This window comes from Streptomyces sp. NPDC005761 (assembly GCF_040630635.1).
Classification (GTDB): Bacteria; Actinomycetota; Actinomycetes; order Streptomycetales; family Streptomycetaceae; genus Streptomyces.
Window position 1 is genome coordinate 156,851 of record NZ_JBEXXX010000007.1, and the last position, 24,179, is coordinate 181,029.

Consider the following 24,179-nt stretch of genomic DNA (forward strand, 5'->3'; position numbering starts at 1 on the left):
ACATCCCTGCCGGGCCGTGGAAAAGCACCGGGTGACTACCCATCCGACTGCTTGCCACCCGCACGAGTGCCCGCCGCTGCCGTGGCCTTGACGCCGGGCGGACCGGCACCCGCGCCCTTACCGCCCGCCCCGGGGGTCTCGAAAGACTCCAACGCCTCCAGGACGTCCTGGACACGGGAGATCTCCGTGTTGATGTCCGCGCGCCGGCGCACCAGGACATCGAGCTCGCGCCGGCCCTCGTCCACCGTCTGCTTGGCCTCGGCCTCGGCATCGCTCCGCAGCTTCTCGGCCTCGCGCACCAGACTGGCCTTCTTCTGCTCGGCCTCCTTGAGCAGCGACTCGGCCCGCTTCACGGCGGCGATCCGCACCTTGCTCGCCTCCGAGTTGGCGTCCGCGAGCAGCTCCTTGGCCTTCGCGGCGGCCTCCTCGCGCTGCTCGGTCGCCGCCTTCATCAGGTTGTCGACGCGCTCGCCGACCGTCTTGACCTGCTCGGCCGTCTCCCGCCGGGCACGGTCGTGCAGCTCCTGGACCTCGGCCTCCGCCCGGGTCCTGAGCTCCTCGGACCGCTCCCGGATCTGCGTGGCGTCCCGCCGCGCGCCGACCAGCAGCTCGTCCGCGTCCGCCCGGGCCCGCTCCACCAGGGAGTTGCCCTCCACCGTCGCCTCGGAGGTGATCCGCACGGCCTCCTTGCGGGCGGCCCCGACCATCGTGTCGGCCTGCTCCTCGGCCTCGGTGGCAGCGCGCAGCGCCTCCTCCTGGGCCTTGTTGATGAGCTGGTCCGCCTGCTCGGCGGCATCGGCACGGCGCTTCGAGGCCGATTCGCGCGCCTCGTCCAGCAGCCGGTCCGCCTCCTGGCGCGCCTCGGCACGCATCTGCTCGGCCGCCGCCTCGGCATCGGCCCGCAGCCGCTCCGCCTCCTCGCGGGTCCGGACCGCGTGCTCCTGCGCCGAACCGACGGTCGCCGCCGCCTCCGCCCGGAGCCGCTCCGCCTCACCGGCAGCCTCGTCACCGAGCCGGGCCGCCTGCTGTGTCGCCTCGTTGCGGATCCGCTCCGCCTCGGCCGTGGCCTCGGACATCAGGCTGTCGGCCTGCTCCGCCGCCTGGGACCGCATCCGGTTGGCGTCCTCGCGGGCCTCGGCCCGGCTGCGGGCGGCGTCCTGCTCGGCCGAAGCCAGGGCGTCGGACGCCTCGGTCCGCATCCGCTGGCTGTACTCCGCGGTGTCGGCGCGCAGCCGCTCCGACTCCGTGATCGCCTCGGACACGGTCCGCTCGGCCATCGCCTTCGCGGCGTCGGTCTCCTCCTGCGCCACCCGGCGGACCCGGGCCGCGTCCTCGCCGGCCCGCTCCCGCTCCGCGTAGGCGTCGGAGCGGACCCGGTCCGCCTCCTCCTGCGCCTCGGACTTCGTCCGCTCCGCGACATGCTCGGCGGTGGAGCGCAGCCCGGCGATCTCCGCCTCGGCCTGCTCCTGGAGCCCGTTGACCGAATCCCGTACCTGCTGTGCGGTCTGCTCGGCCGCGGTGACCATCTCGGTCGCCCGCGCGTCCGCCTCCTCGACCAGGCGCTGGGCCTCGGCCTGCGCCTCCTCGACCCGCTTGCGGGCGGAAGCCAGGAGCTCCTCGCTCTGCTCGCGGGCCCGCTCGCGTTCCTGGTTGGCCTCGGCGCGTGCCGCGTCGAGGGTCTCCTCGGCCTCGCGGCGGCGCCGGTTCGCCTCCTCCTGGGCGGCGGCGAGCGCCTCGGCGGCCTCCGCCCCCACGCGCTCGGCGGCGGCCGCGGCCTCCGACCGCACCCGGTCGGCGCTCTCCTGCGCCTCGGTCCTCAGCCGCTCGGCCTCGGCCGCCGCCTCGCTGCGCAGCCGTACGGCGACGGTCTCGCCCTCCGCGCGGGACTGCGCGGCATCGGCCGCGGCCTCGTCGCGCAGCCGCTGGGCCTCGGCCTCCGACTGCTCCTGGAGCGTGCGCAGCCGCTCGGCGGCCTCCGCGCGAAGCCGATCGGACTCCTCGTTCGTCTCGCGCCGGATGCGCTCCGCGTCGGAACGCGCCTCGCCCAGCGTCTGCTCGGCCGTGGTGAGCCTGGTCTCGGCCTCGGTGTGCAGCCGGGTCAGCTCGTCGGCCGCCTCCGCCTGCCGGGCCGCGACCGCGCGCTCGGTCTCCTCGCGCAGCTCCGCCGCCGCCTGCTCGGCCGCGGCCGTCGCCGACTCCGCCTGCTCCTCGGCCTCGGTGCGCAGCTGCTCTGCCTCGGCCCGGGCCCGCTCCAGGGCCTCCTCCGCCTGCTTGCGCAGCGCGGCCGCCCGCTCGCCCGCCTCGGTGCGGACCCGCTCGCTCTCGGCGCCCGCGGCGCCGCGCAGCTCCTCCGCGTCCGCCTTCGCCTTGGCCAGCAGCTCCTCGGCGGTCCTCGCGCCCTCCTCGATCTGCTGGAGGGCCTCGCGGCGGGCCTCGCCGCGGATCCGCTCGCCCTCGGCGACCGCTTCGGAACGCAGCTGCTCGGCCTCGCCGCGCAGCCGGCGCGCCTCCTCCTGGAGCTCGACCGTCTTGGCCCGGTACTCCTTCGTGTCGTCCTTGGCCGCACCCTTGAGCTGATCGGCCTGCTCGGCGGCCTCGCCGCGCAGCCGGTCCGCCTCGGCCTCCGCCTCACGGCGGATCCGGTCGGCCTCCTCGCTCGCCGCCCTGGTGGTCGACCTCGCGTCGTCGGACGCCTTGGTCAGTACCTCCTCGGCGGCACGGGCCGCCTTGGCGAGCTGGGCCGCGGCGTCCTCCGCCGCGGCGGTGCGCGCGGTGTCGGCCGCCTCGGAACGGAGCCGGTCCGCCTCGGCCCGGGCATCGGCGAGCGCCTGCTCGGCCTCCGCCTTGAGGGACTCGGCGTCCTTGGTGGCCTCGCCGACCAGCCGGGCGATCTCCGACTTGGCGGTACGGGTGCGCTGCTCGTTCTGCGACTCGGCGCCGGCCAGCCGCTTGACCGCGGCCTCCTTCGCCTCCGACAGCACCTTCTCGGCCTCGAGGCGCGCCTCGCGCAGCTGAGTCTCGGCCTCCTGCATGCGCTGCTCGGCGGCCCGGTTCAGCTCGGTGGTCTGCTGCCGCGTCTGCTCGGTCTCCGCCGTCGTCGACGAACGCAGCTGCTCGGCGTGGGTGGTGGCCTCCTGCGCCTGGCTGGAGGCTGCGTTGAGCAGGCGCTCGGCGTCCTTGCGGGCACGTAGCAGGATCGACTCGGCCTCGGAGCGGGCGGACTCGGCCTCGGAGCCCAGGCGCTGACGCGTCTCGTCGGCCAGCCGGGAGGCCTCGGCACGGGCGGCGGCCAGGGCCTGCTCGGCCTCGGACCGCGACTCCTCCAGCAGCCGGCGGGCCTGGGACTCGGTACGGGCACGCAGCTGCTCGGCCCACGCCACGTTCTCGTTGACGTGGGACTCGACGGTCTGGCGGCGCTCCGCCAGCTCCTGGTCGAGCTGCTGGCGGCGCTGCACGGCCTCGTTGTGCAGTTCGGCCTGGAGTCGCGCCTGGTGCTCGGCGTGCTCCTGAAGGATCCGCTGCGTCTGCGCACGGGCGTCGCGCAGCTCGCGCTCGGCGTCGTTGCGCAGCTGGTCGGCCTGGATCTGGGCGTTACGGAGCAGCTGCTCCGCCTGGTAACCGATGTCCGCGCTGTCGTACGCGGGACGGGTCGCCAGACTGCGCCGGGCCTCGTGCAGCTTGGCGCGCAAGACCTCGACCTGGTAACCGAGGTCCTCGGCGTGCTGGACGGCCTTCTCCCGGTCGGTCTTCAGCCGGTCCATCTCGGCTTCGAACCGTGAGAGATGGTCGACTTCAGCTCGGTGGCTCTCCTGGCGTTCGTAGCCCCGCACTGCGCGGTCCCATCCTTCCCCGAGCTCTCAACGTCTTCCCCAAGCTCTCGACTTCGTTCGAGCAGGGGATGCCCCACTGAGCAGGGGAGACCCCAACCCTGGTCGCAAACTCCAAGCGAGTACCGTTCGCCGGCGAACGGCCCCCCGGGGAATGGTGACAGATCAACGGCTGAGGACGCGGCGCGGCCCCGACCCGGCCCCGGCCCGGAACCGCCCACTCTACCGGGCCGGGTATCCCTGAGAAGCTGTTGTCCGGCTCCCGCTGGACCGGACCACGGCTCAGCCGGTCAGTGCTCCGCCCGGGACGTGACCAGTTCGGTCAGCACACCGTGGCAGTCCTTGGGGTGGAGGAACGTGATCCGGGACCCCATCGAACCGGTCCTGGGCTCGTCGTACAGCACCCTGACGCCCTTCTCGCGGATGTCCGCGGCGTCCGCGTCCACGTCCGCCGTACCGAAGGCGATGTGGTGAACGCCCTCACCATTCTTGGCCAGCCATTTGCCCACGGCGGAGTCCTCGCGGGTCGGTTCGAGCAACTGGAGGTACGAGGCGCCGCCGTCGGACGTCTCGTTGATCTTGAGCATGGCCTCCCTCACGCCCTGCTCCTCGTTGATCTCGGAGTGGAACACCTCGAACCCGTAGGTCGAGCGGTAGAACTCGACGGTCTTGTCGAGGTCGAAACAGGCGATCCCGATGTGGTCGATTCGCGTCAGCATGGGACCAGTGCAGCGCTCGGCGGATGGTTACGCAACGTGCGCGCGATCACACCCGTTGCCGGATGACGAGCGAGGTACCGCTCAGTACATTCATGTAAACCCTCGTTCACTCCTATTCCAAGGGGCTGTGCCTCATGTCAGGAACGACCGGTACCACTTCGGTGATCGTCGCGGGCGCCCGTACGCCCATGGGCCGCCTCCTCGGCTCCCTGAAGAGCTTCTCCGGAGCCGACCTCGGCGGCTTCGCCATCAAGGCGGCGCTGGACCGGGCCGGCATCGGCGGCGACCAGGTCGAGTACGTGATCATGGGCCAGGTGCTCCAGGCCGGGGCAGGGCAGATCCCGGCACGCCAGGCAGCGGTCAAGGCCGGCATCCCCCTGAGCGTCCCGGCGCTCACCGTCAACAAGGTGTGCCTCTCCGGGCTCGACGCCATCGCCCTGGCCGACCAGCTGATCCGCGCCGGCGAGTTCGACGTGGTCGTGGCCGGTGGCCAGGAGTCCATGACGAACGCCCCGCACCTGCTCCCGAAGTCCCGCGAGGGCCACAAGTACGGTGCCATCGAGATGCTCGACTCGATGGCGTACGACGGTCTGACCGACGCCTACGAGAACATCCCGATGGGTGAGTCCACGGAGAAGCACAACACCCGTCTCGGCCTGGCGCGTGCGGCCCAGGACGAGATCGGTGCCCTCTCCCACCAGCGCGCCGCCGCGGCGCAGAAGAACGGTCTCTTCGAGGCCGAGATCACCCCGGTCGAGATCCCGCAGCGCAAGGGCGACCCGGTCCTCTTCTCCAAGGACGAGGGCATCCGCGCCGAGACGACCGTCGAGTCGCTCGGCAAGCTGCGCCCCGCCTTCGCCAAGGACGGCACGATCACGGCCGGCACCTCCTCGCAGATCTCCGACGGCGCGGCCGCCGTCGTCGTCATGAGCAAGGCCAAGGCCGAATCGCTGGGCCTGGACTGGATCGCCGAGATCGGCGCGCACGGCAACGTGGCCGGTCCGGACAACTCGCTCCAGTCGCAGCCGTCGAGCGCCATCCGGCACGCCCTCAAGAAGGAGGGCATCGGCGTCGAGGACCTCGACCTGATCGAGATCAACGAGGCGTTCGCCGCCGTCGCCGTCCAGTCCATGAAGGACCTCGGCGTCACCTCGGACAAGGTCAACGTCAACGGCGGTGCCATCGCGCTCGGCCACCCCATCGGGATGTCCGGCGCGCGCGTGGTGCTGCACCTGGCGCTGGAGCTCAAGCGGCGCGGCGGCGGCACCGGTGCGGCGGCGCTGTGCGGCGGCGGCGGTCAGGGCGACGCGTTGATCATCCGCGTACCGGGCAAGTAGTCGGTACGAGCGAGCAAGGAGGCCGAGCGTGAAGGTGGACGTCCCCACCCTGGTGGAGCAGGCCCGCGAGGGCAGGCCGCGGGCCGTGGCCCGGCTCATCTCCCTGGTGGAGGGGGCGTCGCCGCAACTGCGCGAGGTGATGGCGGCGCTGGCACCCCTGGCGGGCAACGCCTGCGTCGTCGGCCTGACCGGATCGCCCGGTGTCGGCAAGTCGACATCGACATCGGCGCTCGTCTCCGCCTACCGGCGGCAGGGCAAGCGGGTCGCCGTGCTCGCCGTCGACCCGTCGTCGCCGTTCTCCGGCGGCGCGCTCCTCGGGGACCGGGTCCGGATGTCGGACCATGCCTCCGACCCGGGCGTCTACATCCGTTCCATGGCCACCCGCGGCCATCTGGGAGGTCTCGCCTGGTCGGCGCCGCAGGCGATCCGGGTGCTGGACGCGGCGGGCTTCGACGTGATCCTGGTGGAGACGGTCGGCGTCGGCCAGTCGGAGGTGGAGATCGCCTCCCAGGCCGACACCTCCGTCGTCCTGCTCGCCCCGGGCATGGGCGACGGCATCCAGGCGGCGAAGGCCGGAATCCTGGAGATCGGCGATGTGTACGTCGTGAACAAGGCCGACCGGGACGGCGCCGACGCCACGGCCCGCGAGCTCAACCACATGCTGGGCCTCGGGGAGTCCCGAGGGCCCGGCGACTGGCGGCCGCCGATCGTGAAGACGGTCGCCGCCCGGGGCGAGGGCATCGACGAGGTCGTCGAGGCCCTGGAGAAGCACCGGGCGTGGATGGAGGAGCACGGTGTCCTGGCCGAGCGGCGCACGGCCCGCGCCGCCCGCGAGGTCGAGACGATCGCCGTCACCCGCCTCCGCGAACGCATCGGGGACCTGCACGGCGACCGCCGTCTGGACGCCCTCGCCGAGCGCATCGTGACCGGCCGCCTCGACCCGTACGCGGCGGCGGACGAACTGGTGGCGGGGCTCACGGGAGAGGCCTGACCGACCCCGTTCCCGGCGCGGCGTGCGGCCGCACCGGGGACGGGGCACGGCCTCAGTCGTCGTCGGAATCGCGCCCGTCGTCCGAGTGGTCCACCGTGACCGCGGCCGACTTCGCGTCCACGTTCAGCTCGTGCGCCCTGCCGTCCTTGCCCCGGACGTCGACCTCCCAGCGCACCGCCTTGCCCTGGTGGCCGTCCAGCTCGACCGCGGTCACCGTGCCCGGGGACGCCTCCACCGCCGCGGCGACCGCCGCGTCGAGCGTGACGGCGGCCGGCCGCGGGGCGTGGCGGTCGCGGTCGTCGTTGTCGTCGGACGCGCGCTTCCCGAGCACCTCGCCGTCGGCCGCGTCCACCGTCACGTCGTGCCAGACCTTGTCGGAGCCGTACACGTCCAGCTCCCAGACGAGGGCGCCGTCCTCGTCGTCGAGCTCCGCCTCGGTCACCGTGCCCGGGACGGCCCGGACGGCGGACGAGGCCGCGTCCTGGGCGGAGACACGGGCGGTACCACCGCTCGCTTCACGGCCGTCGCCGTCCGCGAAGGCCACGGCCGTCGCGGCCCCGCCACCGACGAGTACGGCCGCGGTGACGGCGGCGATGACGATCTTTCGCTTCATGAGGGGTTCCTCCCCGGTCGGACGGTCCGTTGCGATGCGGTCCACACTGCCGGGGCGATGCTGAAGGCAGCCTGAAGCCACCTGAAGCCTTCTTCAGCTCCGGTTTGCGACGCTGTGCACATGCGCCTGTTGATCGTGGAGGACGAGAAGCGGCTGGCGATCTCCCTGGCCCGGGGGCTCACCGCCGAGGGGTTCGCCGTCGACGTGGTCCATGACGGACTCGAAGGGCTGCACCGCGCCTGCGAAGGCGCCTACGACCTCGTCGTCCTGGACATCATGCTGCCGGGGATGAACGGCTACCGGGTCTGTGCCGCCCTGCGGGCCGCCGGACACGAGGTGCCCATCCTCATGCTGACCGCGAAGGACGGGGAGTACGACGAGGCCGAGGGGCTCGACACCGGGGCCGACGACTACCTGACCAAACCGTTCAGTTACGTGGTGCTGGTCGCCCGGGTCCGGGCGCTGCTGCGCCGCCGGGCGGGGGCCGCCTCCCCGTTGGTCACGGTCGGCTCCCTGCGCATGGACACCGCGGCCCGCAGGGTCCACCTCGGCGAGAACGAGATCCGCCTCACCACCAAGGAGTTCGCCGTCCTGGAACAGCTGGTGCTGCGGGCCGGGCAGGTGGTGAGCAAGGCGGACATCCTGGAGCACGTCTGGGACTTCGCCTACGACGGCGACCCGAACATCGTCGAGGTGTACGTCAGCTCCCTGCGCCGCAAGCTCGGCGCGGCGTCCATCCGTACGGTGCGCGGGGCCGGCTACCGCCTGGAGGCGCGGTGAGGTCCGTACGGGCCAGGGCGGCCCTCGGTGCCACCGTCGTCGTCGCGCTCGCACTCGCCGTCGCCGGGCTCGCCGTCCTCCTCGTCCTGCGGGCCAACCTCACCGACCAGGCCGGTCTCCAGGCGGAGGTCGCGGCCCGGGAGGTGGCCGGGCAACTGGCCCTGGGCGTCGCGTACGACGAGTTGAAGACGGGCGACGAGGAGGACCACCCCGTCCAGGTGACCGACGAGGACGGCCGGGTGGCCGCCGTCTCGAAGGACCTGGAGGCGATCTCCGGCACCGGTACGGACCGGGTCGCACCGCAGCGCCTGCCCGCGCCCGCTGCCACGGGCGACGACGACGAGGAGCGCGACGACGACGATGCGACCGCCGGCCCCGCCCGCGGTGAGGTCTCCACCGACGACCCGGAATTCACCAACGGCACCGCCACGGTCGACGGCGACCGCGCCGACTACCGGTTCGCCTCCGTCGAGGCCACGACCCCGGCGGGCCTGACCCTGACCGTGCACGCGGGCGCGGCGCTCGCCGCGGAACAGCGGGCTGTCGGCAGTGTGCGCGGCGCGATGCTGACCGGGCTGCCCGTCGTGCTCCTCGTCGTCGCCGGAGTGACCTGGCTGGTGACCCGGCGGGCGCTGCGGCCGGTCGAGGGCATCCGGCGCGAGATGGCCGCGATCACCGCGTCCGAGGATCTGAGCCGACGGGTGCCGGAGCCCGGTTCGCGCGACGAGATCGCCCGCCTGGCCCGTACGACCAACGAGACGCTCACCGCGCTGGAGGCCTCCGTCGAGCGGCAGCGGCGCTTCGTCGCGGACGCCTCGCACGAACTGCGCAGCCCGATCGCCTCGTTGCGCACCCAGCTGGAGGTGGGCGCCGCACACCCGGAGCTGCTGGACGTGACGGGGGCGGTCGCCGACACCGTACGGCTCCAGGCGCTGACCGCCGATCTGCTGCTGCTGGCCCGGCTGGACGCGGGGGAGCGGCCCGGCGGGGCCGTGCTGGATCCCGGCGCGCTCGTCCGTGAGGAGGTCTCGCAGCGCACAGGTGACCGGATCCCCGTGACGGTGTCCGTGCCGGAAGGGGGCGGTGGCTTCGAGGTGACCGGTTCGCGTGCGCAGCTGGCCCGGGTGATCGGCAATCTGCTGGACAACGCGGAGCGGCACGCGCGGGCTGCGGTGACGGTCGTCGTACGTGCCGAGTCCGGCGGCGTGGCCATCGAGGTCACCGACGACGGGGACGGGGTGCCCGGTGCGGAGCGCGAGCGGATCTTCGAACGGTTCGTCCGCCTCGACGACGCCCGCGGCCGCGACGAGGGCGGGGCGGGCCTGGGCCTGGCCATCGCCCGCGATGTGGCCGTGCGGCACGGGGGCCGGCTGACCGTGGCGGACGCGGGGGAGCGCGGCGCCCGGTTCGCGCTGTGGCTGCCGGACGCCCGCTGAACTCCAGGGCCTGTCGGCACATTGCCGTCCGCCGCGGCCGCCCTTCGGGCGACGCCGGCAGGGTGACGACAGGCCCTGGGGTTCAGAGTTTGCCGCGCCGCCCGCGCAGGTGGTCGGCGACCGGGGTCAGGGCCGCGTGCAGCTGCTCCAGGGCCTCCGGCGGCAGCAGGTCCATGAAGTGCTTGCGGACCGATGCCACGTGGTGCGGCGCGACCTTGCGCATCGTCTCGGCGCCGGTCTCGGTGAGGACCGCGTACAGTCCTCGGCGGTCGGACTCGCAGTTCTCCCGGCGGACCAGGCCCGCGGTCTCCATGCGGGTGATCTGGTGCGAGAGCCTGCTCTTGGACTGCAGCGTGGCACCGGCGAGGTCGCTCATCCGCATGCGCTGGTCGTCCGACTCCGACAGATTGACGAGGATCTCGTAGTCGTTCATGGTCAGGCCGAACGGCTGGAGGTCCTTCTCCAGTTGGTGCGTCAGCAGCCTGCCGACGTCCAGGTGGGTGCGCCAGGCGCACTGCTCCGCGTCGCTCAGCCAGCGGGTGGCCGTCTCGGTCTCCATATATGGATTCTACCTAAGAAGTTGAAAGCCGGACGAAGTGAGGGAGTGTGACGCCCGGCACGCGCTCGCAGACTGGGCGCAGACGTTCGACGTCACACTCCGCAGACTACCGCTCACCAACCGGAGCGAGGCCGGAGGTCCCCCGCCCGACCTGGCATCCGGGGTGCGGACGCAGGTTGACCCCCGGCTCCCCTCCTACTGCGCCACGGCCCCCATCGGCCGCTCGGCCATGAGTACCTCGGTGGACTGGAGCAGCACCGTACCGGCGCCCACGAACTCGAACTGGTGCTCCTCGCCCGAGGCTCCCCCGATCCCGGTGAACGCCCGCAGCCCGCCCAGCACACCCGCCATGTAGCCGTGGTCGTAGTGGTGGCACGGTGAGGGGCAGTCCGCCCAGCCGACCAGCGCCTGGGGGTCGACCCGCAGCGGCGGCTCCATGAAGACCACCGGACCGTTGGACGCGGCGACGAACTTCCCCGTGCCGATCAGCGTCAGGAACCCCGGCACGATCGACTGCTTCAGCGCCAGCGTCGGCTGGTAGGCGAGGAGGTTGCCGGACCGGATCGTCAGGTTGCCGTCGTCCAGGTCGTACGAGTTCACGTCGAAGGCCCGGTCCGCGAGCAGCATCTTGCCGCTGCCCTCGGCCACCACCCAGTCGGCCGCGTGCAGCGGCGAGTGGAAGCTCGTACGGATCAGGCCCTGGAAGCGGCCGTGCCCGATGCCGTTGAAGTCGATCCGCCCGTAGTAGGCGATCATCTTGCCCTTCTGCAGGAACCACTGGCTCCCCTTGAGCTCCACGCAGAAGGTGTACGCGTTGACGTTGTCGTCCGACGGCAGCGTCATCGGATCGAAGACCACGGGCCCGCTCAAAGCTTCTCCTCCGACGCCTGGACGTACACCGCACCACTGCCGCTGAGCTCCAGCTGGAACCCCTCGCCGGAACCGCGCCCCACCATCTCCCGCCAGCCGAGCGCGGTGGAGAGCTTGTTGGTCACGTCGCCGTGGTGCGCGACGTACGCCTGCGGGTCCACGTGCACCGCGCGGCCCGGGGTGATCGGCAGCTCGACGACCCCGCCGTGCGCCATCACCGCCACCGCGCCATGGCCCTTGAGCGTGGTGGTGAAGAGGCCCTGCCCGCTCACCTGGCCCCGCACCATGCCCATCACGCCGCCCTGCGAGCCCATGAACATGGTGCCCTGCTGGAGGGTCCCGTCGAAGGCGAGCAGCCGGTCGGCCTCCACGTACAGGGTGTCCCCGGTCAGGTTGATCACCTGGATGTGGTGACCGCCGTGGCCGAACATCACCGTGCCGCTCCCCTCGACCGTCATCAGCGGGGTCGCCTCGTTCGCCATCCGGCGGCCGATCATCGACATCACGCCGCCCTGGCCGCCCTGGATGTTCGGCGTGAACGACACCTCGCCGCGGTAGGCGAGCATCGCGCCGCGCTGGCTGAACATCCTCTGGCCGGGGATCACCGTCGCCTCGACCATCTTCGAGTTGATCTCGCGGAACGGCATCAGACGTTGCCCCCGATCGTGTTCCGCTCGCTGGGCTGGACGTAGACGAGCCCCTCGCCCTCGAACCGGATCTGGAAGGACTCGCCCGACCCCTCGCCCATCAGCGTCCGGAAGTTCACCCCGGACTGGAAGTGCTGCTGGAGGTTGCCCTGGTGGGCGATGTAGGCGCCCGGGTCGACGAAGAGCGGGTACTGGGCGGACACCCGAAGGGCCACCGCCGAGCCGTCCGACATGATCGCCGCCTGGCCGGTCCCCTCGACGGTGGTGGTGAACAGGCCGTTGCCCGTCCCGCCGCCGCGCAGCCCGGTGAAGGTGGTGCCGGTGCGCAGCCCGGCGTCGGTGCAGAGCAGATTGCTCGCCTCGACGTACAGCTTGTCGCCGTGCAGCGAGACGAGATTGATCTCCGTCGCACGGTCGGCGAAATAGCACGTGCCCTGCCCGGACACCTCCATTACGGACATCTGCTCACCGGTCAGCCGGCGGGTCACCATGCCGCGCAGGCCCTCACCGCCGCCGGTCATCTTCTTGAACGTCATCCGGCCGTCGTACGCGACCATCGAGCCGTTCTTCGCCTTGACGGCGTCGCCGGTCAGGTCGACGGCGAGCGTCTTGCTGCCTTGGAGTCGGAACATCGCCACCCGGTGAAGGTAGCGGCAGGGACCACCGCCGGAACAGGGCCTGCGGCCCGATCCGGCCCCTGAACCGCCCCTGATACGCAACCGGTACGGGACCCGGACGCAATCGGGACGTATCCCGTCCGGCGCGAGCGGTGCGGGACCGGCCCGGGGCCCGCCCCCGCTGCCGGGCACCGCGAGCCGCGATGCCACAATGGGAGCCGCTTGTGCCTGCGTTCACAAGCTGTCACCGTCCTCCCACCGAAGGTGCCCCCGTGGACATCAAGACCGCTACCGCCCTGCACCGGCTGCGCCTCATCTCGATTCCCGAGGCGCTGTCCTTCCCGGCGCTGATCATCTTCGGCTCGGTCCTGAGCCGGGTCTCCGACATCGACTTCCTGATGATGCCGCTCGGCATGCTGCACGGCGTGCTCTTCGTGATCTACCTCGTCCTGCTGCTGGACGTCTGGGGCAAGACCAAGTGGCCGCTCAAGCGCGTCGCGTTCTTCTTCCTGCTCTGTGTGCTGCCCTTCGGCGGCCTGTACGGCGACAAGGTGCTGAAGCGCTACGAGGCCGACGGCGTCATCGCCGCGCGGGCCCGCCGGGAAGGTACGGTCAGCGCATGATCGTCGCCTTCTCCGTCAGTCCGCTGGGTGTCGGCGAGGACGTCGGCGAGTACGTCGCCGACGCGGTCCGGGTCGTCCGCGAGTCGGGGCTGCCCAACCGTACGGACGCGATGTTCACCTCCGTCGAAGGTGAATGGGACGAAGTGATGGACGTCGTGAAGCGTGCTGTCGCGGCCGTCGAGGCGCGCGCCGGACGGGTCTCCCTCGTGCTCAAGGCCGATATCCGCCCGGGTGTCACCGACGGCCTGACCTCGAAGGTCGAGACGGTGGAGCGGTACCTCGCGGACTGACACCGTCCGCGCGCACGTCCGGAGCCCCCTGCCGATCGCCGGCCGGGGGTTTCGCGCATCCCCACCCCCATTCGGGATTCGGACCGAAGTTCGAGACGGGGAGGAGCGGAAAGTTCCTCATGGGTAAGGTCGTGGCCGTGCCGAAGCCCCTCAGTCTCCCCTTCGATCCCATCGCCCGCGCCGACGAGCTCTGGCAGCAGCGCTGGGGCCCGGTCCCCTCCATGGGGGCGATCACCTCGATCATGCGGGCGCAGCAGATCCTGCTGGCCGAGGTCGACGCGGTCGTCAAGCCGTACGGACTGACCTTCGCGCGGTACGAGGCGCTGGTGCTGCTCACCTTCTCCAAGGCCGGTGAACTGCCGATGTCCAAGATCGGCGAGCGGCTGATGGTCCACCCCACGTCCGTGACGAACACCGTGGACCGGCTGGTGCGCTCGGGTCTCGTCGACAAGCGCCCCAATCCGAACGACGGCCGTGGAACGCTCGCCTCCATCACCGACAAGGGCCGCGAGGTCGTCGAGTCGGCCACCCAGGACCTGGTCGCGATGGAGTTCGGGCTCGGGGCGTACGACGCCGAGGAGTGCGCCGAGATCTTCGCGCTCCTGCGCCCGCTGCGCATCGCCGCGCAGGACTTCGAGGAGATCTGAGAGGCGGCGTTCCGGCCCCGGGCCCGCTGCAAGATCGCCCCGGGTGGCCGGTTACGCTCGATGGCATGAAACGCAGTGTGCTGACCCGCTATCGGGTGATGGCTTACGTCACCGCCGTCATGTTGCTGATCCTCTGCGTCTGCATGATCTTCAAATACGGCTTCGACAAGGGTGAAGGCCTGACCCTCGTCGTCTCCCAGATCCACGGCGTGCTGTACATCATCTATCTGATCTTCGCCTTCGACCTGGGCTCCAAGGCGAAGTGGCCGATGGGCAAGCTGGCGTGGGTGCTGCTCTCCGGCACCATCCCGACGGCCGCGTTCTTCGTCGAGCGCAAGGTCGTCCGCGAGGTGGAGCCGCTGATCGCGGACACGGCCCCGGCACCCGCCAACGCCTGACCCCAACCGCCCCGTGCCGAGCACCGGGCGGTTTGTCATCGACATTTACTAGGACGTCCTAGTAAATTGGTGGCATGGACGCTGACGAGATCGAGGAAGGCCGCCAACGCTGGCAGGCCCGGTACGACAAGGCCCGCAAGCGTGACGCGGACTTCACCACGCTCTCCGGAGACCCGGTCGATCCCGTGTACGGCCCCCGCCCCGGGGACGCGTACGAGGGCTTCGAGCGGATCGGCTGGCCCGGCGAGTACCCCTTCACCCGGGGCCTGCACCCGACCGGCTACCGCGGCCGCACCTGGACCATCCGCCAGTTCGCCGGCTTCGGCAACGCCGAGCAGACCAACGAGCGCTACAAGATGATCCTCGCCGCGGGCGGCGGCGGGCTGAGCGTCGCCTTCGACATGCCGACGCTGATGGGCCGGGACTCCGACGACCCCCGCGCGCTCGGCGAGGTCGGGCACTGCGGAGTTGCCATCGACTCCGCCGCAGACATGGAGGTCCTCTTCAAGGACATCCCGCTCGGCGACGTCACGACGTCCATGACGATCAGCGGCCCCGCCGTGCCCGTCTTCTGCATGTACCTGGTCGCCGCCGAGCGCCAGGGCGTCGACCCGGCCGTGCTCAACGGCACGCTGCAGACGGACATCTTCAAGGAGTACATCGCGCAGAAGGAATGGCTCTTCCAGCCCGAGCCCCACCTGCGCCTCATCGGCGACCTGATGGAGCACTGCGCCCGCGACATCCCCGCCTACAAGCCGCTCTCCGTCTCCGGCTACCACATCCGCGAGGCCGGGGCCACGGCCGCGCAGGAGCTCGCGTACACCCTCGCCGACGGCTTCGGCTACGTGGAACTGGGCCTGTCCCGCGGCCTCGACGTCGACACCTTCGCCCCCGGCCTCTCCTTCTTCTTCGACGCGCACCTCGACTTCTTCGAGGAGATCGCCAAGTTCCGCGCGGCCCGGCGCATCTGGGCCCGCTGGATGAAGGAGACGTACGGCGCGAGGACCGACAAGGCCCAGTGGCTCCGCTTCCACACCCAGACCGCCGGCGTCTCGCTCACCGCCCAGCAGCCGTACAACAACGTCGTACGGACCGCCGTCGAGGCGCTCTCCGCCGTGCTCGGCGGCACCAACTCCCTGCACACCAACGCCCTGGACGAGACCCTCGCGCTCCCCTCCGCGCAGGCCGCCGAGATCGCGCTGCGCACCCAGCAGGTGCTGATGGAGGAGACCGGCGTCGCCAACGTGGCCGACCCGCTGGGCGGTTCCTGGTACGTGGAGCAGCTCACCGACCGTATCGAGGCCGAAGCCGAGAAGATCTTCGACCAGATCAGGGAACGCGGCACCCGCGCCCACCCCGACGGGCAGCACCCGATCGGCCCGATGACGTCCGGCATCCTGCGCGGCATCGAGGACGGCTGGTTCACCGGCGAGATCGCCGAATCCGCCTTCCGGTACCAGCAGTCCCTGGAGAAGGGCGACAAGCGGGTCGTCGGCGTCAACGTCGCGCACGGCTCGGTCACCGGTGACCTGGAGATCCTGCGGGTCAGCCACGAGGTCGAGCGCGAGCAGGTCCGTGAGCTCGCCGGCCGCAAGGAGGGCCGCGACGACGTCAGGGTGACCAAGGCGCTGGACGGGATGCTGGCCGCCGCACGCGACGGCTCCAACATGATCGCGCCGATGCTCGACGCCGTACGCGCGGAGGCGACCCTCGGCGAGATCTGCGGGGTCCTGCGGGACGAGTGGGGCACGTACACGGAGCCGCCCGGCTTCTGAGGGCCCTGGCAGGGTCCGGCGGGCCCCGGTGGCCCGTCAGCCCGCAGCGGCCGCGCCCAGCCCCGCGAGCAGCAGCAGCGTGAAGCGCCGGGCCCAGTCCTCGTCGACGGGCTCGGCGCTCACCAGCGCCCGGTGCACCACCGCACCGGCGATCACATCGAAGATCAGGTCGGCGGTCAGCGCCGCCGCGGCCTCGTCCTGCTCCACGGGCAGTTCCCCGCGTTCCTGGGCCCGTCGGCGGCCCTGGAGGACCAGGCGCTTCTGCCGGTCCACGATCGAATCGCGGATCCGGGTCCGCAGCGCCTCGTCGCGGGTCGACTCCGCGACCACCGCCATCAGCGCGGTCTGGGTCTCCGGCCGCTCCAGGAGCGCGGCGAACTGCAGCACGACGGCCTGCACATCGGCGGACAGGCTTCCCAGGTCCGGCAGTTCCAGCTCGTCGAAGAGCACCGCCACGGCGTCCACGACCAGTTCGTTCTTGCCCGCCCAGCGCCGGTACAGGGTCGTCTTGGCGACCCCCGCACGCGTTGCCACATCACCCATCGTCAGCTTCGACCAGCCGAGGTCGACCAGCGAGGCTCTGGTGGCTTCGAGGATCGCCTCATCGGCCGCGACACTGCGCGGACGTCCCGTTCGTGAGGGTTTGGGGTGGCTGTGGCTCAGCATCCCGCGACCATACCCGCCGGTAGCTAGTTTCGGCCGACCCCGTCAGCCGTGAGACAGATCACCGAACACTCTTGTGCATCGAGGGCGGGGGCCAGTTACGCTACGGGTCGTAGCGTAAGGACGACGGTCCAGCCGTCGTGGCGCTGCGAACGAGCTACAGCCACAGGCGCCGGGTGGGGACCGGGCGCCGAACCGGGTCTTTCAGGGGCCCTCGGGCCGCGTCTGTCCGCGCACCTCGCACACCGGCGGGGACTGCGGACGGGTGCGGTTCCCGTATCGCTTTCCGGAACAGCGTGCCGAGGGGGGAGGATGTACGCATGCAGCCTAGGAACATGTCCATGAGCGGCGTCGTCGACCTCGCCGCGGTGAAGGCGGCCGGTGAGGCCAAGGTGAAGGCGGAGCAGGCCCGCGCCGAGTCCGCCCGGCAGGGCGGCCCCGCAGCCGTGCCCCCGTCCTCCCTGGTGATCGACGTCGATGAGGCGGGCTTCGAGAGCGACGTCCTCCAGCGCTCCGCCGAAGTCCCGGTCGTCATCGACTTCTGGGCCGAGTGGTGCGAGCCGTGCAAGCAGCTGGGCCCGCTCCTGGAGCGCCTGGCTCACGAGTACAACGGCCGGTTCGTGCTGGCCAAGGTCGATGTCGAAGCCAACCAGATGCTGATGCAGCAGTTCGGGATCCAGGGCATCCCGGCCGTCTTCGCCGTCGTCGCCGGGCAGGCGCTGCCCCTCTTCCAGGGCGCGGCCCCCGAGTCCCAGATCCGGGAGACGCTGGACCAGCTGATCCAGGTCGGCGAGGAGCGCTTCGGCCTCACCGGTATCGCGGTCGACCGTGACGCTGCGGGCCCGGAAGCGGCCGCCGATGCCCCCGAGGCGCCCGCGGGACCGTACGACGCGCTCCTGGAGGCGGCCGCGCAGGCGCTGGACGCCAATGACTTCGCCGGCGCCGTCCAGGCGTACCGGAACGTCCTCTCCGACGACCCGGCCAACACCGAGGCCAAACTGGGCCTCGCGCAGGCGGAACTTCTGGGCCGGGTCCAGAAGATGGACCCGCAGCAGGTCCGCAAGGACGCCGCCGAGAATCCGGGGGACGCGGACGCGCAGATCGCCGCGGCCGACCTGGATCTGGTCGGCGGCCACGTGGAGGACGCGTTCGGGCGTCTCGTCGAGACGGTCCGCCGCAATTTCGGCGACGACCGGGACCGGGTACGGGTCCGTCTGCTGGAGCTCTTCGAGGTGATCGGCCCCGACGATCCACGCGTCGGCGCCGCGCGTACCGCACTCGCGCGCGTCTTGTTCTGATCTGACAACACGGCCGTGGCCCCGGGTGGGGGTCACGGCCGTTTTCGCGTTCCGACGCCAAGAGTGCCCCTCGCTTTACCAAATCTTGATAAAAGGACGGCCTGTTACTCGCAGTAAATCGATCATTGCGATCTGTCCGATTTCGATCACCAATAGTGGCTTTCGTCGGCAGGGTCGGGGCAACCCTGTGTGGCCACTCGGTACCGCCCGGTCGCGGGTCGGTTATCACGCCGTTACTAGCGAGTAACGAACCCCCTTGTGTCACGGCCGTGAATGGACCACGATCGGCCACGCTCGGTCCAATAACGCCACTCCGGCTGCCAGTCGGTGCGGCGGCTCCGTTGGGTCCCCACCGAGTGGATCGGCGGCAGTGGCGCCGATTCCGGACAGGGGGGTTCCTGCTGACCGGCAGGGCCTGTCCGAACGGGTTGCGCGAACGCGTGGCCAGTGGTTGTCGCTCGGGGGTGATCGCCGGTGATTCGGGCGCGGTTCAAGCCTCCGTCCGCAGGCGCTCTCCTTCCCGAGGACGTAGCACTTCTCCCATCCCAGGTCGGGCAGGATGCCAGGCCGGAGATGTACGTCCGAGAAGGAGGAAAAGTATGAGTTCCCAGGTTCGCGGTGGCACGAGATGGAAGCGTTTCGCTGTCGTCATGGTGCCGAGCGTCATAGCCACCGCTGCGGTGGGCGTCGGTCTGGCACAGGGCGCGCTCGCCGCGTCGTTCAGCGTGTCCGGCCAGGAGTTCAAGGTCAGCGCGGATGAGCTGGTCGGACAGAACTTCGTCCAGTACGGCAGCGTCGCGACGGGCAAGGACCTCAAGGGCAAGGACCAGGCGGCTCCGGTCGCCGTGTCCGGGTTCAGCGAGGCCACCATCACGAACATGTGCCAGTCGGTCGTCACGCCCGACCTGCCGTTCGGCCTCGGCAGCATCACGCTGCAGCTGAACGCCGGCACCGGCAAGGACAAGGTCTACGCCAAGGACCTGTACCTCGACGTCTCGCAGCTCGACGCCGACGCCGAGTTCAAGAACATCGACATCGGTGTGGCTGCCGGTTCGCTGAAGAAGGACCGGCCCGGGAGCATCGGCATCCAGCCCGGCACCCAGGCCAACCCCTACGGGTTCTCGCAGCGCGCCGACGAGGCCAAGCTGTCGGACGTTCGCCAGCAGGCGTGGGCCACCACGGCCGGGACGTTCAAGCTTCCGGACCTGTCGCTGAAGCTGCACAAGGGCGTCAAGGAGTGCTACTAAGCACTCGCCCGGGTGGCCGGGGTACGCCTCGCAGCGGACCCCCGGCCACCCACCCTTCTCTTTCTCACAGCAGTACCGGTTCCAGGGAGCTGTTTTCCATGAGCCCCGAATCCCAAGGGCAGAACGAGCACTACCTCAGCGTCTACCGGCGGAGCTTCCGCACCTGGCGGGGTAACCGGCCGTTCTGGGCGGGCCTGTTCACCATGCTGGGCGGTGTACCCATCGCGTACTTCCCGTACGCGAACATGCACCTCGGCAACATGACGCTGGCCATGTCCACCACCGCGGGCGCCGGATCGCTCATCATCGGAGTCCTGCTGATCACGCTGGGCCTGACGATGTGGTTCCACAGCATCGTCCGGGTGTTCGCCGGTGTCGCCTCGATTCTGCTGGCGCTGATCTCCATACCCGTCGCCAACATCGGCGGCTTCCTCATCGGCTTCCTGTTCGCCCTGATCGGTGGCGCGCTCTCCGTGTCCTGGGTCCCGGGCGAGCCGAAGACGGACCAAGCAGTACCCGCCCAGGGGCTTCTCGGCGAGGAGGAGCCGGAACTGCTCGGCGCGGAAGCGCCGGACACCGTCCCGTACGGGATGGACGGGCAGGCCCCGGTCCACTCCCAGGGCGCGTTCCACGGGACCGGTGTCCCGGGGCAGCAGCCGGCGCAGTACGACACGACAGTCGAGGCCGACGGCGGGAGGCATCGTGCGGGGTGACGACAGGCAGGTGAACGCCCTTGAGGAGGGCGGGCTCCAGGAAAGCAGAGGGCCGCGTCACGCCGCTCCCAGGAAGTCGCTGCTGACGAAGCTGCACATGCCCTCCGGCAAGAAGGCGTTCGCGCTCGCCGCGATGCCCACGGCCGTCTTCGTCGGGATGGGGCTCACCCCCAAGCTCGCGATGGCCGACGACAACACGGACATCCCGTTCGCCCCCGGCCCCTGTGTGACCCGCTCCGACGAGCCGAGCGAGTCGGCGGAGCCGTCGCCCTCGGCGTCGAAGACGCCGTCCCCGTCGGCCTCCGAGAGCAGCAAGCCCGCGCCGGAGACGAGCGACGAGGCGACCCCGAAGCCCACGGCCACCCCGTCGGCGTCGGAGAGCGCGACGGACGAGGCGACGACCGATTCGGCCAAGACGAGCGCCGACGCCCCGGCCGCGAAGACGAGCCCGAGCCCCTCCGCCACGGAGTCGACGAATCCGCTCGACCCGCTGGGCGTCGGCGACGCGCTCAAGGACCTCTTCGACGGGCCCGACACGGAGACGGCGAGCCCGTCCCCCAGCGCCACCACGGCGACCCCGGAGCCCACGGAGTCCGCCACCGCGGAGCCCACGGAGAAGGCCGCCGACAAGCCCGTCGAGAAGGTCACGGACGCGGCGAAGGACACGGTCGACAAGACCACCGAAGCCATCCGCGACGCGGCGGACAAGGCCGGCAAGCCGGTCGAGGAGCTGGAAGAGGACGTCAAGGGTCTCGACCCGAAGGCGGACGAGGACATCCCGGACGGCGCCAAGCCCGCCTTCCCGTGTCCGACCGCCGACCCGGAGGCCCTGGCCGCGGCCGATCTGGAGCAGGGCATCCCCCGCCTCCCGAACGAGCCGTGGGTCCTGGAGAGTTCGCTGCTGACGCTGGCCGGGCTCGACTACAAGGGCATCGTCGAGGTGGAGAAGGGCGACGGCAGCACGAAGAAGGTGCTGAAGTTCACCGCCTCGTCCATCGACATCAAGGACCTCCACCAGCTGACGGTCGGCCCGCAGGCGGGCGTGACCGGGCATGTGAAGGCGCGGAAGGGCTCCACGTCCACCATCCGTGACGGCGAGGTGACGATGTACACGGACGAGCTGAAGGGCAACCTCTTCGGCCTCATCCCGATCACCTTCAGCCCGGAGACGCCGCCGCCGCTGAACGTGCCGTTCGCGTTCTTCACCAACGTGAAGCTCAAGCAGGCGGGCCAGTTCGGCGGGACGCTGACGGTGCCGGGTCTGCAGAACTACTTCACGCAGGACAGCTGAGCCGACCGGACCCGTCCGGGAGCCGCACAACGGCCGTGGGCCGCGCCCCCTCCCGGGGTGCGGCCCACAGTCATGTCTGCGGCGGAGGCCGTCAGCCGCGGCCCTGGCCGCCCACCTGGTGCACGCGCACCATGTTGGTCGTACCGGGGATGCCGGGAGGCGAGCCGGCCGTGATGACCATCGTGTCGCCGTTGCTGTAGCGGTTCAGCTTCAGCAGCTCCGCGTCGACCAGGTCCACCATCGCGTCGGTGTTGTCCACGTGCGGGACCACGTAGGCCTCGACGCCCCAGCTGAGGGCCAGCTGGTTGCGGGTGGACTCGTCCGTGGTGAAGGCGAGGATGGGCTGGGCCGCGCGGTAGCGGGACAGGCGGCGGGCGGTGTCGCCGGACTTGGTGAAGGCGACCAGGGCCTCACCGTTCAGGAAGTCCGCGATCTCGCAGGCCGCACGGGCCACCGAACCGCCCTGGGTGCGGGGCTTCTTGCCCGGAACCAGCGGCTGGAGGCCCTTGGAGAGCAGCTCCTCCTCGGCGGCGACGACGATCTTCGACATCGTCTTGACCGTCTCGATCGGGTACGCGCCCACCGAGGACTCGGCGGAGAGCATGACCGCGTCCGCGCCGTCCAGGATCGCGTTGGCGACGTCGGACGCCTCGGCGCGGGTCGGGCGCGAGTTGGTGATCATCGACTCCATCATCTGGGTCGCCACGATCACCGGCTTGGCGTTGCGCCGGCAGAGCTCCACCAGGCGCTTCTGCACCATCGGGACCTTCTCCAGCGGATACTCGACGGCGAGGTCACCGCGGGCGACCATCACGCCGTCGAACGCCGCGACGACGCCCTCCATGTTCTCCACGGCCTGCGGCTTCTCGACCTTGGCGATGACGGGGACCCGGCGGCCCTCCTCGTCCATGATCTTGTGGACGTCCTTGACGTCGCTCGCGTCCCGCACGAAGGAGAGCGCGACCAGGTCGCAGCCCATCTGCAGGGCGAAGCGCAGGTCGTCGATGTCCTTCTCGGACAGGGCCGGGACGTTGACCGCCGCACCCGGCAGGTTGATCCCCTTGTGGTCGGAGATCACCCCGCCCTCGATGACGATGGTGTGGACGCGGGGGCCGTCCACGGAGACGACCTTCAGCTCGACGTTGCCGTCGTTGATCAGGATCGGGTCGCCCTTGGTGACGTCGCCGGGCAGACCCTTGTAGGTCGTGCCGCAGATCGACTTGTCCCCGGGGACGTCCTCGGCGGTGATGACGAACTCGTCCCCGCGGACCAGCTCGACCGGGCCCTCGGCGAACTTCGCGAGGCGGATCTTCGGGCCCTGGAGGTCGGCGAGCACGCCGACCGCCCGCCCGGTCTCGGCGGCGGCCTTGCGGACCCGGTCGTAACGACCCTGGTGCTCCGCGTGGGAACCGTGACTGAAGTTGAATCGGGCCACGCTCATGCCGGCCTCGATCAGAGCGACGAGCTGCTCATGGGAGTCGACGGCGGGACCGAGGGTGCAGACGATTTTGGAACGGCGCATGAGGCGGATCCTATCGGTTTGTTTCGCTGCGGAATATTCCGTCTGGTGGAAGATACAAAGGGGCGCGGGGGTGCTCAGTTGTCGACCAGTGCGAAGGTCTGGCCGGCGATCTCCAGCTCTTCGTCCGTCGGCACCACGGCGACCGCGACCCGTGCGTAGTTCGGCGAGATCAGCCGGGGTTCGCCGGACCGTACGGCGTTGAGATCCGCGTCCACCACCAGCCCGAGCTCCTCCAGGCCGGCGATCGCAGCCTCGCGTACAGGGGCCGAGTTCTCACCGACCCCGGCCGTGAACACGACGGCGTCCACCCGCCCGAGGACGGCCGAATAGGCGCCGATGTACTTCTTCAGCCGGTGCACGTAGATGTCGAAGGCGAGCGCGGCCCGCTCGTCCCCCTCGTCCACCCGACGCCTGATCTCCCGCATGTCGTTGTCGCCGCAGAGGCCGACCAGACCGCTCTTCTTGTTGAGAAGTACATCGATCTCGTCGGCCGACATGCCCGCCACCCGCTTGAGGTGGAAGGTGACCGCCGGATCGATGTCTCCGGAGCGCGTACCCATGACCAGCCCTTCCAAGGGGGTCAGTCCCATCGAGGTCTCCACGCACCGGCCGCCCGCCACCGCCGAGGCCGAGGCGCCGTTGCCCAGGTGCAGCACGATGACGTTGACGTCCTCGGGGGCGCTGCCCAGCAGTTCGGCCGTCCTGCGGGAGACGTACGCGTGCGAGGTGCCGTGGAATCCGTAGCGACGGATCCGGTGGGCGTCGGCCGTCTCCACGTCGATCGCGTACCGGGCCGCGTACTCCGGCATCGTCGTGTGGAACGCCGTGTCGAAGACCGCGACCTGCGGCAGGTCGGGGCGCAGCGCCCGGGCGGTGCGGATACCGGTGATGTTCGCCGGGTTGTGCAGCGGCGCCACCGGCACCAGGCGCTCGATCTCCTTGAGCACCTCGTCCGTGATCACGGTCGGCTCGGTGAACCGCAGCCCGCCATGGACCACCCGGTGGCCGATGGCGGCGAGTTCGGGGGAGTCCAGCCCGAGCCCGTCGGCGGCGAGCTCCTCGGCGGCCGCCTCGAGTGCCGCCTCGTGGTCGGGGATCCGGCCGTTGCGCTCCCGGCTCTCGCCACCGCCGCCGGCCAGCGGGGTGTGGACGAGCCGTGACGTCTCCTCGCCGATCCGCTCCACCAGACCCGACGCGAGCCGGGTGTGGTCACGCATGTCGAGGAGCTGGTACTTCACGGAGGAGGAGCCGGAGTTGAGGACGAGCACCCGGCTCGCCCCCTTGCCTGCTGCGGCACCGTCGGTGGTGGTCATGTC

The 24,179-nt window shown here is 70.8% G+C and carries 22 protein-coding genes and 1 pseudogene; 13 read left to right on the forward strand and 10 right to left on the reverse strand.

What is annotated here, in order from left to right; genetic code table 11:
- Positions 1-35 precede the first annotated feature (35 nt).
- On the reverse strand, positions 36-3,830 hold the full coding sequence (scy, locus tag ABZ434_RS09725; protein WP_359133529.1) for a polarized growth protein Scy: 3,795 nt from the start codon (positions 3,828-3,830) through the stop codon (positions 36-38).
- Between the two features lie 287 nt (positions 3,831-4,117).
- Entirely contained in the window at positions 4,118-4,546 is a 429-nt protein-coding gene (gene mce / locus ABZ434_RS09730; protein ID WP_359133532.1) for a methylmalonyl-CoA epimerase, read from the reverse strand.
- 134 nt (positions 4,547-4,680) lie between these two features.
- On the opposite strand from mce, the gene ABZ434_RS09735 reads away from it, so the two are divergent.
- Entirely contained in the window at positions 4,681-5,883 is a 1,203-nt protein-coding gene (locus tag ABZ434_RS09735) for an acetyl-CoA C-acetyltransferase (RefSeq protein WP_359133535.1), read from the forward strand.
- A 28-nt stretch (positions 5,884-5,911) separates the two neighbouring features.
- Positions 5,912-6,874: a methylmalonyl Co-A mutase-associated GTPase MeaB gene (meaB, locus tag ABZ434_RS09740; protein ID WP_359133536.1), complete on the forward strand. Its 963-nt coding sequence runs from the start codon at positions 5,912-5,914 to the stop codon at positions 6,872-6,874.
- Between the two features lie 52 nt (positions 6,875-6,926).
- Here the strand turns inward: meaB and ABZ434_RS09745 are convergent, their stop codons facing one another.
- A complete protein-coding gene (locus ABZ434_RS09745) occupies positions 6,927-7,487 on the reverse strand; it encodes a PepSY domain-containing protein (protein ID WP_359133538.1) in 561 nt (186 codons plus the stop codon).
- A gap of 120 nt (positions 7,488-7,607) precedes the next feature.
- Between ABZ434_RS09745 and ABZ434_RS09750 the strand changes: the two genes are divergently transcribed.
- A complete protein-coding gene (locus ABZ434_RS09750) occupies positions 7,608-8,267 on the forward strand; it encodes a response regulator transcription factor (RefSeq protein ID WP_359133542.1) in 660 nt (219 codons plus the stop codon).
- A complete protein-coding gene (locus tag ABZ434_RS09755) occupies positions 8,264-9,703 on the forward strand; it encodes a HAMP domain-containing sensor histidine kinase (protein ID WP_359133544.1) in 1,440 nt (479 codons plus the stop codon). Before ABZ434_RS09750 ends, ABZ434_RS09755 begins: the two co-directional genes overlap by 4 nt.
- An 82-nt stretch (positions 9,704-9,785) precedes the next feature.
- Here the strand turns inward: ABZ434_RS09755 and ABZ434_RS09760 are convergent, their stop codons facing one another.
- The 4 genes and pseudogenes from ABZ434_RS09760 to ABZ434_RS09775 all read right to left on the reverse strand — a co-directional run bounded on the left by ABZ434_RS09760 (position 9,786) and on the right by ABZ434_RS09775 (position 12,411).
- Positions 9,786-10,262: a MarR family transcriptional regulator gene (locus tag ABZ434_RS09760; RefSeq protein WP_359133547.1), complete on the reverse strand. Its 477-nt coding sequence runs from the start codon at positions 10,260-10,262 to the stop codon at positions 9,786-9,788.
- Between the two features lie 113 nt (positions 10,263-10,375).
- A pseudogene (locus tag ABZ434_RS09765) lies at positions 10,376-11,132 on the reverse strand (AIM24 family protein).
- On the reverse strand, positions 11,129-11,779 hold the full coding sequence (locus ABZ434_RS09770) for an AIM24 family protein (RefSeq protein WP_359133550.1): 651 nt from the start codon (positions 11,777-11,779) through the stop codon (positions 11,129-11,131). Before ABZ434_RS09770 ends, ABZ434_RS09765 begins: the two are co-directional and overlap by 4 nt.
- Positions 11,779-12,411: an AIM24 family protein gene (locus tag ABZ434_RS09775; RefSeq protein WP_359133716.1), complete on the reverse strand. Its 633-nt coding sequence runs from the start codon at positions 12,409-12,411 to the stop codon at positions 11,779-11,781. Before ABZ434_RS09775 ends, ABZ434_RS09770 begins: the two co-directional genes overlap by 1 nt.
- Before the next feature lie 257 nt (positions 12,412-12,668).
- On the opposite strand from ABZ434_RS09775, the gene ABZ434_RS09780 reads away from it, so the two are divergent.
- The 5 genes from ABZ434_RS09780 (at position 12,669) to ABZ434_RS09800 (ending at position 16,129) form a co-directional block, all read left to right on the forward strand.
- Positions 12,669-13,019 carry a DUF3817 domain-containing protein gene (locus ABZ434_RS09780; protein WP_359133552.1) on the forward strand — a complete coding sequence of 117 codons (351 nt, stop codon included), beginning with the start codon at positions 12,669-12,671 and terminating at the stop codon, positions 13,017-13,019.
- Entirely contained in the window at positions 13,016-13,309 is a 294-nt protein-coding gene (locus ABZ434_RS09785; protein ID WP_014048385.1) for an MTH1187 family thiamine-binding protein, read from the forward strand. Before ABZ434_RS09780 ends, ABZ434_RS09785 begins: the two co-directional genes overlap by 4 nt.
- A 137-nt stretch (positions 13,310-13,446) precedes the next feature.
- Positions 13,447-13,956, forward strand: a complete 510-nt coding sequence (locus tag ABZ434_RS09790) for a MarR family transcriptional regulator (RefSeq protein WP_359133555.1) — start codon at positions 13,447-13,449, stop codon at positions 13,954-13,956.
- Between the two features lie 65 nt (positions 13,957-14,021).
- A complete protein-coding gene (locus ABZ434_RS09795) occupies positions 14,022-14,354 on the forward strand; it encodes a DUF3817 domain-containing protein (RefSeq protein WP_359133559.1) in 333 nt (110 codons plus the stop codon).
- A 74-nt stretch (positions 14,355-14,428) separates the two neighbouring features.
- Positions 14,429-16,129, forward strand: a complete 1,701-nt coding sequence (locus tag ABZ434_RS09800; protein WP_359133562.1) for a methylmalonyl-CoA mutase family protein — start codon at positions 14,429-14,431, stop codon at positions 16,127-16,129.
- Positions 16,130-16,165: 36 nt separating this feature from the next.
- Here ABZ434_RS09800 and ABZ434_RS09805 read toward each other — a convergent pair whose 3' ends face one another.
- The gene (locus tag ABZ434_RS09805; RefSeq protein ID WP_359133565.1) at positions 16,166-16,795 is read right to left on the reverse strand and encodes a TetR/AcrR family transcriptional regulator; all 630 of its coding nucleotides are present in this window, start codon (positions 16,793-16,795) and stop codon (positions 16,166-16,168) included.
- Positions 16,796-17,112: 317 nt separating this feature from the next.
- Here ABZ434_RS09805 and ABZ434_RS09810 point away from each other — a divergent pair, with 317 nt between their 5' ends.
- The 4 genes from ABZ434_RS09810 (at position 17,113) to ABZ434_RS09825 (ending at position 21,341) form a co-directional block, all read left to right on the forward strand.
- Positions 17,113-18,090, forward strand: coding sequence for a tetratricopeptide repeat protein (locus ABZ434_RS09810; RefSeq protein ID WP_359133570.1), 978 nt, complete (start codon positions 17,113-17,115; stop codon positions 18,088-18,090).
- Between the two features lie 599 nt (positions 18,091-18,689).
- A complete protein-coding gene (locus tag ABZ434_RS09815; protein WP_148020776.1) occupies positions 18,690-19,337 on the forward strand; it encodes a DUF6230 family protein in 648 nt (215 codons plus the stop codon).
- Positions 19,338-19,435: 98 nt separating this feature from the next.
- Positions 19,436-20,050, forward strand: a complete 615-nt coding sequence (locus ABZ434_RS09820) for a DUF6114 domain-containing protein (RefSeq protein WP_359133574.1) — start codon at positions 19,436-19,438, stop codon at positions 20,048-20,050.
- The gene (locus ABZ434_RS09825) at positions 20,040-21,341 is read left to right on the forward strand and encodes a hypothetical protein (protein WP_359133577.1); all 1,302 of its coding nucleotides are present in this window, start codon (positions 20,040-20,042) and stop codon (positions 21,339-21,341) included. The genes ABZ434_RS09820 and ABZ434_RS09825 overlap by 11 nt, the downstream gene beginning before the upstream one ends.
- Positions 21,342-21,432: 91 nt before the next feature.
- Here ABZ434_RS09825 and pyk read toward each other — a convergent pair whose 3' ends face one another.
- A complete protein-coding gene (gene pyk, locus ABZ434_RS09830; protein WP_359133580.1) occupies positions 21,433-22,863 on the reverse strand; it encodes a pyruvate kinase in 1,431 nt (476 codons plus the stop codon).
- A 74-nt stretch (positions 22,864-22,937) separates the two neighbouring features.
- Positions 22,938-24,176 carry an acetate kinase gene (locus ABZ434_RS09835; RefSeq protein WP_359133583.1) on the reverse strand — a complete coding sequence of 413 codons (1,239 nt, stop codon included), beginning with the start codon at positions 24,174-24,176 and terminating at the stop codon, positions 22,938-22,940.
- Between the last annotated feature and the right edge of the window lie 3 nt (positions 24,177-24,179).

Coding starts and splice junctions, on each gene's coding strand:
- mce (WP_359133532.1), bottom strand. CDS start 4,546: ATGCTGACGCGAATCGACCACATCGGGATCGCCTGTTTCGACCTCGAC.
- ABZ434_RS09735 (WP_359133535.1), top strand. CDS start 4,681: ATGTCAGGAACGACCGGTACCACTTCGGTGATCGTCGCGGGCGCCCGT.
- ABZ434_RS09745 (WP_359133538.1), bottom strand. CDS start 7,487: ATGAAGCGAAAGATCGTCATCGCCGCCGTCACCGCGGCCGTACTCGTC.
- ABZ434_RS09750 (WP_359133542.1), top strand. CDS start 7,608: ATGCGCCTGTTGATCGTGGAGGACGAGAAGCGGCTGGCGATCTCCCTG.
- ABZ434_RS09760 (WP_359133547.1), bottom strand. CDS start 10,262: ATGGAGACCGAGACGGCCACCCGCTGGCTGAGCGACGCGGAGCAGTGC.
- ABZ434_RS09770 (WP_359133550.1), bottom strand. CDS start 11,779: ATGCCGTTCCGCGAGATCAACTCGAAGATGGTCGAGGCGACGGTGATC.
- ABZ434_RS09775 (WP_359133716.1), bottom strand. CDS start 12,411: ATGTTCCGACTCCAAGGCAGCAAGACGCTCGCCGTCGACCTGACCGGC.
- ABZ434_RS09785 (WP_014048385.1), top strand. CDS start 13,016: ATGATCGTCGCCTTCTCCGTCAGTCCGCTGGGTGTCGGCGAGGACGTC.
- ABZ434_RS09795 (WP_359133559.1), top strand. CDS start 14,022: ATGAAACGCAGTGTGCTGACCCGCTATCGGGTGATGGCTTACGTCACC.
- ABZ434_RS09800 (WP_359133562.1), top strand. CDS start 14,429: ATGGACGCTGACGAGATCGAGGAAGGCCGCCAACGCTGGCAGGCCCGG.
- ABZ434_RS09805 (WP_359133565.1), bottom strand. CDS start 16,795: ATGCTGAGCCACAGCCACCCCAAACCCTCACGAACGGGACGTCCGCGC.
- ABZ434_RS09810 (WP_359133570.1), top strand. CDS start 17,113: ATGCAGCCTAGGAACATGTCCATGAGCGGCGTCGTCGACCTCGCCGCG.
- ABZ434_RS09815 (WP_148020776.1), top strand. CDS start 18,690: ATGAGTTCCCAGGTTCGCGGTGGCACGAGATGGAAGCGTTTCGCTGTC.
- ABZ434_RS09820 (WP_359133574.1), top strand. CDS start 19,436: ATGAGCCCCGAATCCCAAGGGCAGAACGAGCACTACCTCAGCGTCTAC.
- pyk (WP_359133580.1), bottom strand. CDS start 22,863: ATGCGCCGTTCCAAAATCGTCTGCACCCTCGGTCCCGCCGTCGACTCC.
- ABZ434_RS09835 (WP_359133583.1), bottom strand. CDS start 24,176: ATGACCACCACCGACGGTGCCGCAGCAGGCAAGGGGGCGAGCCGGGTG.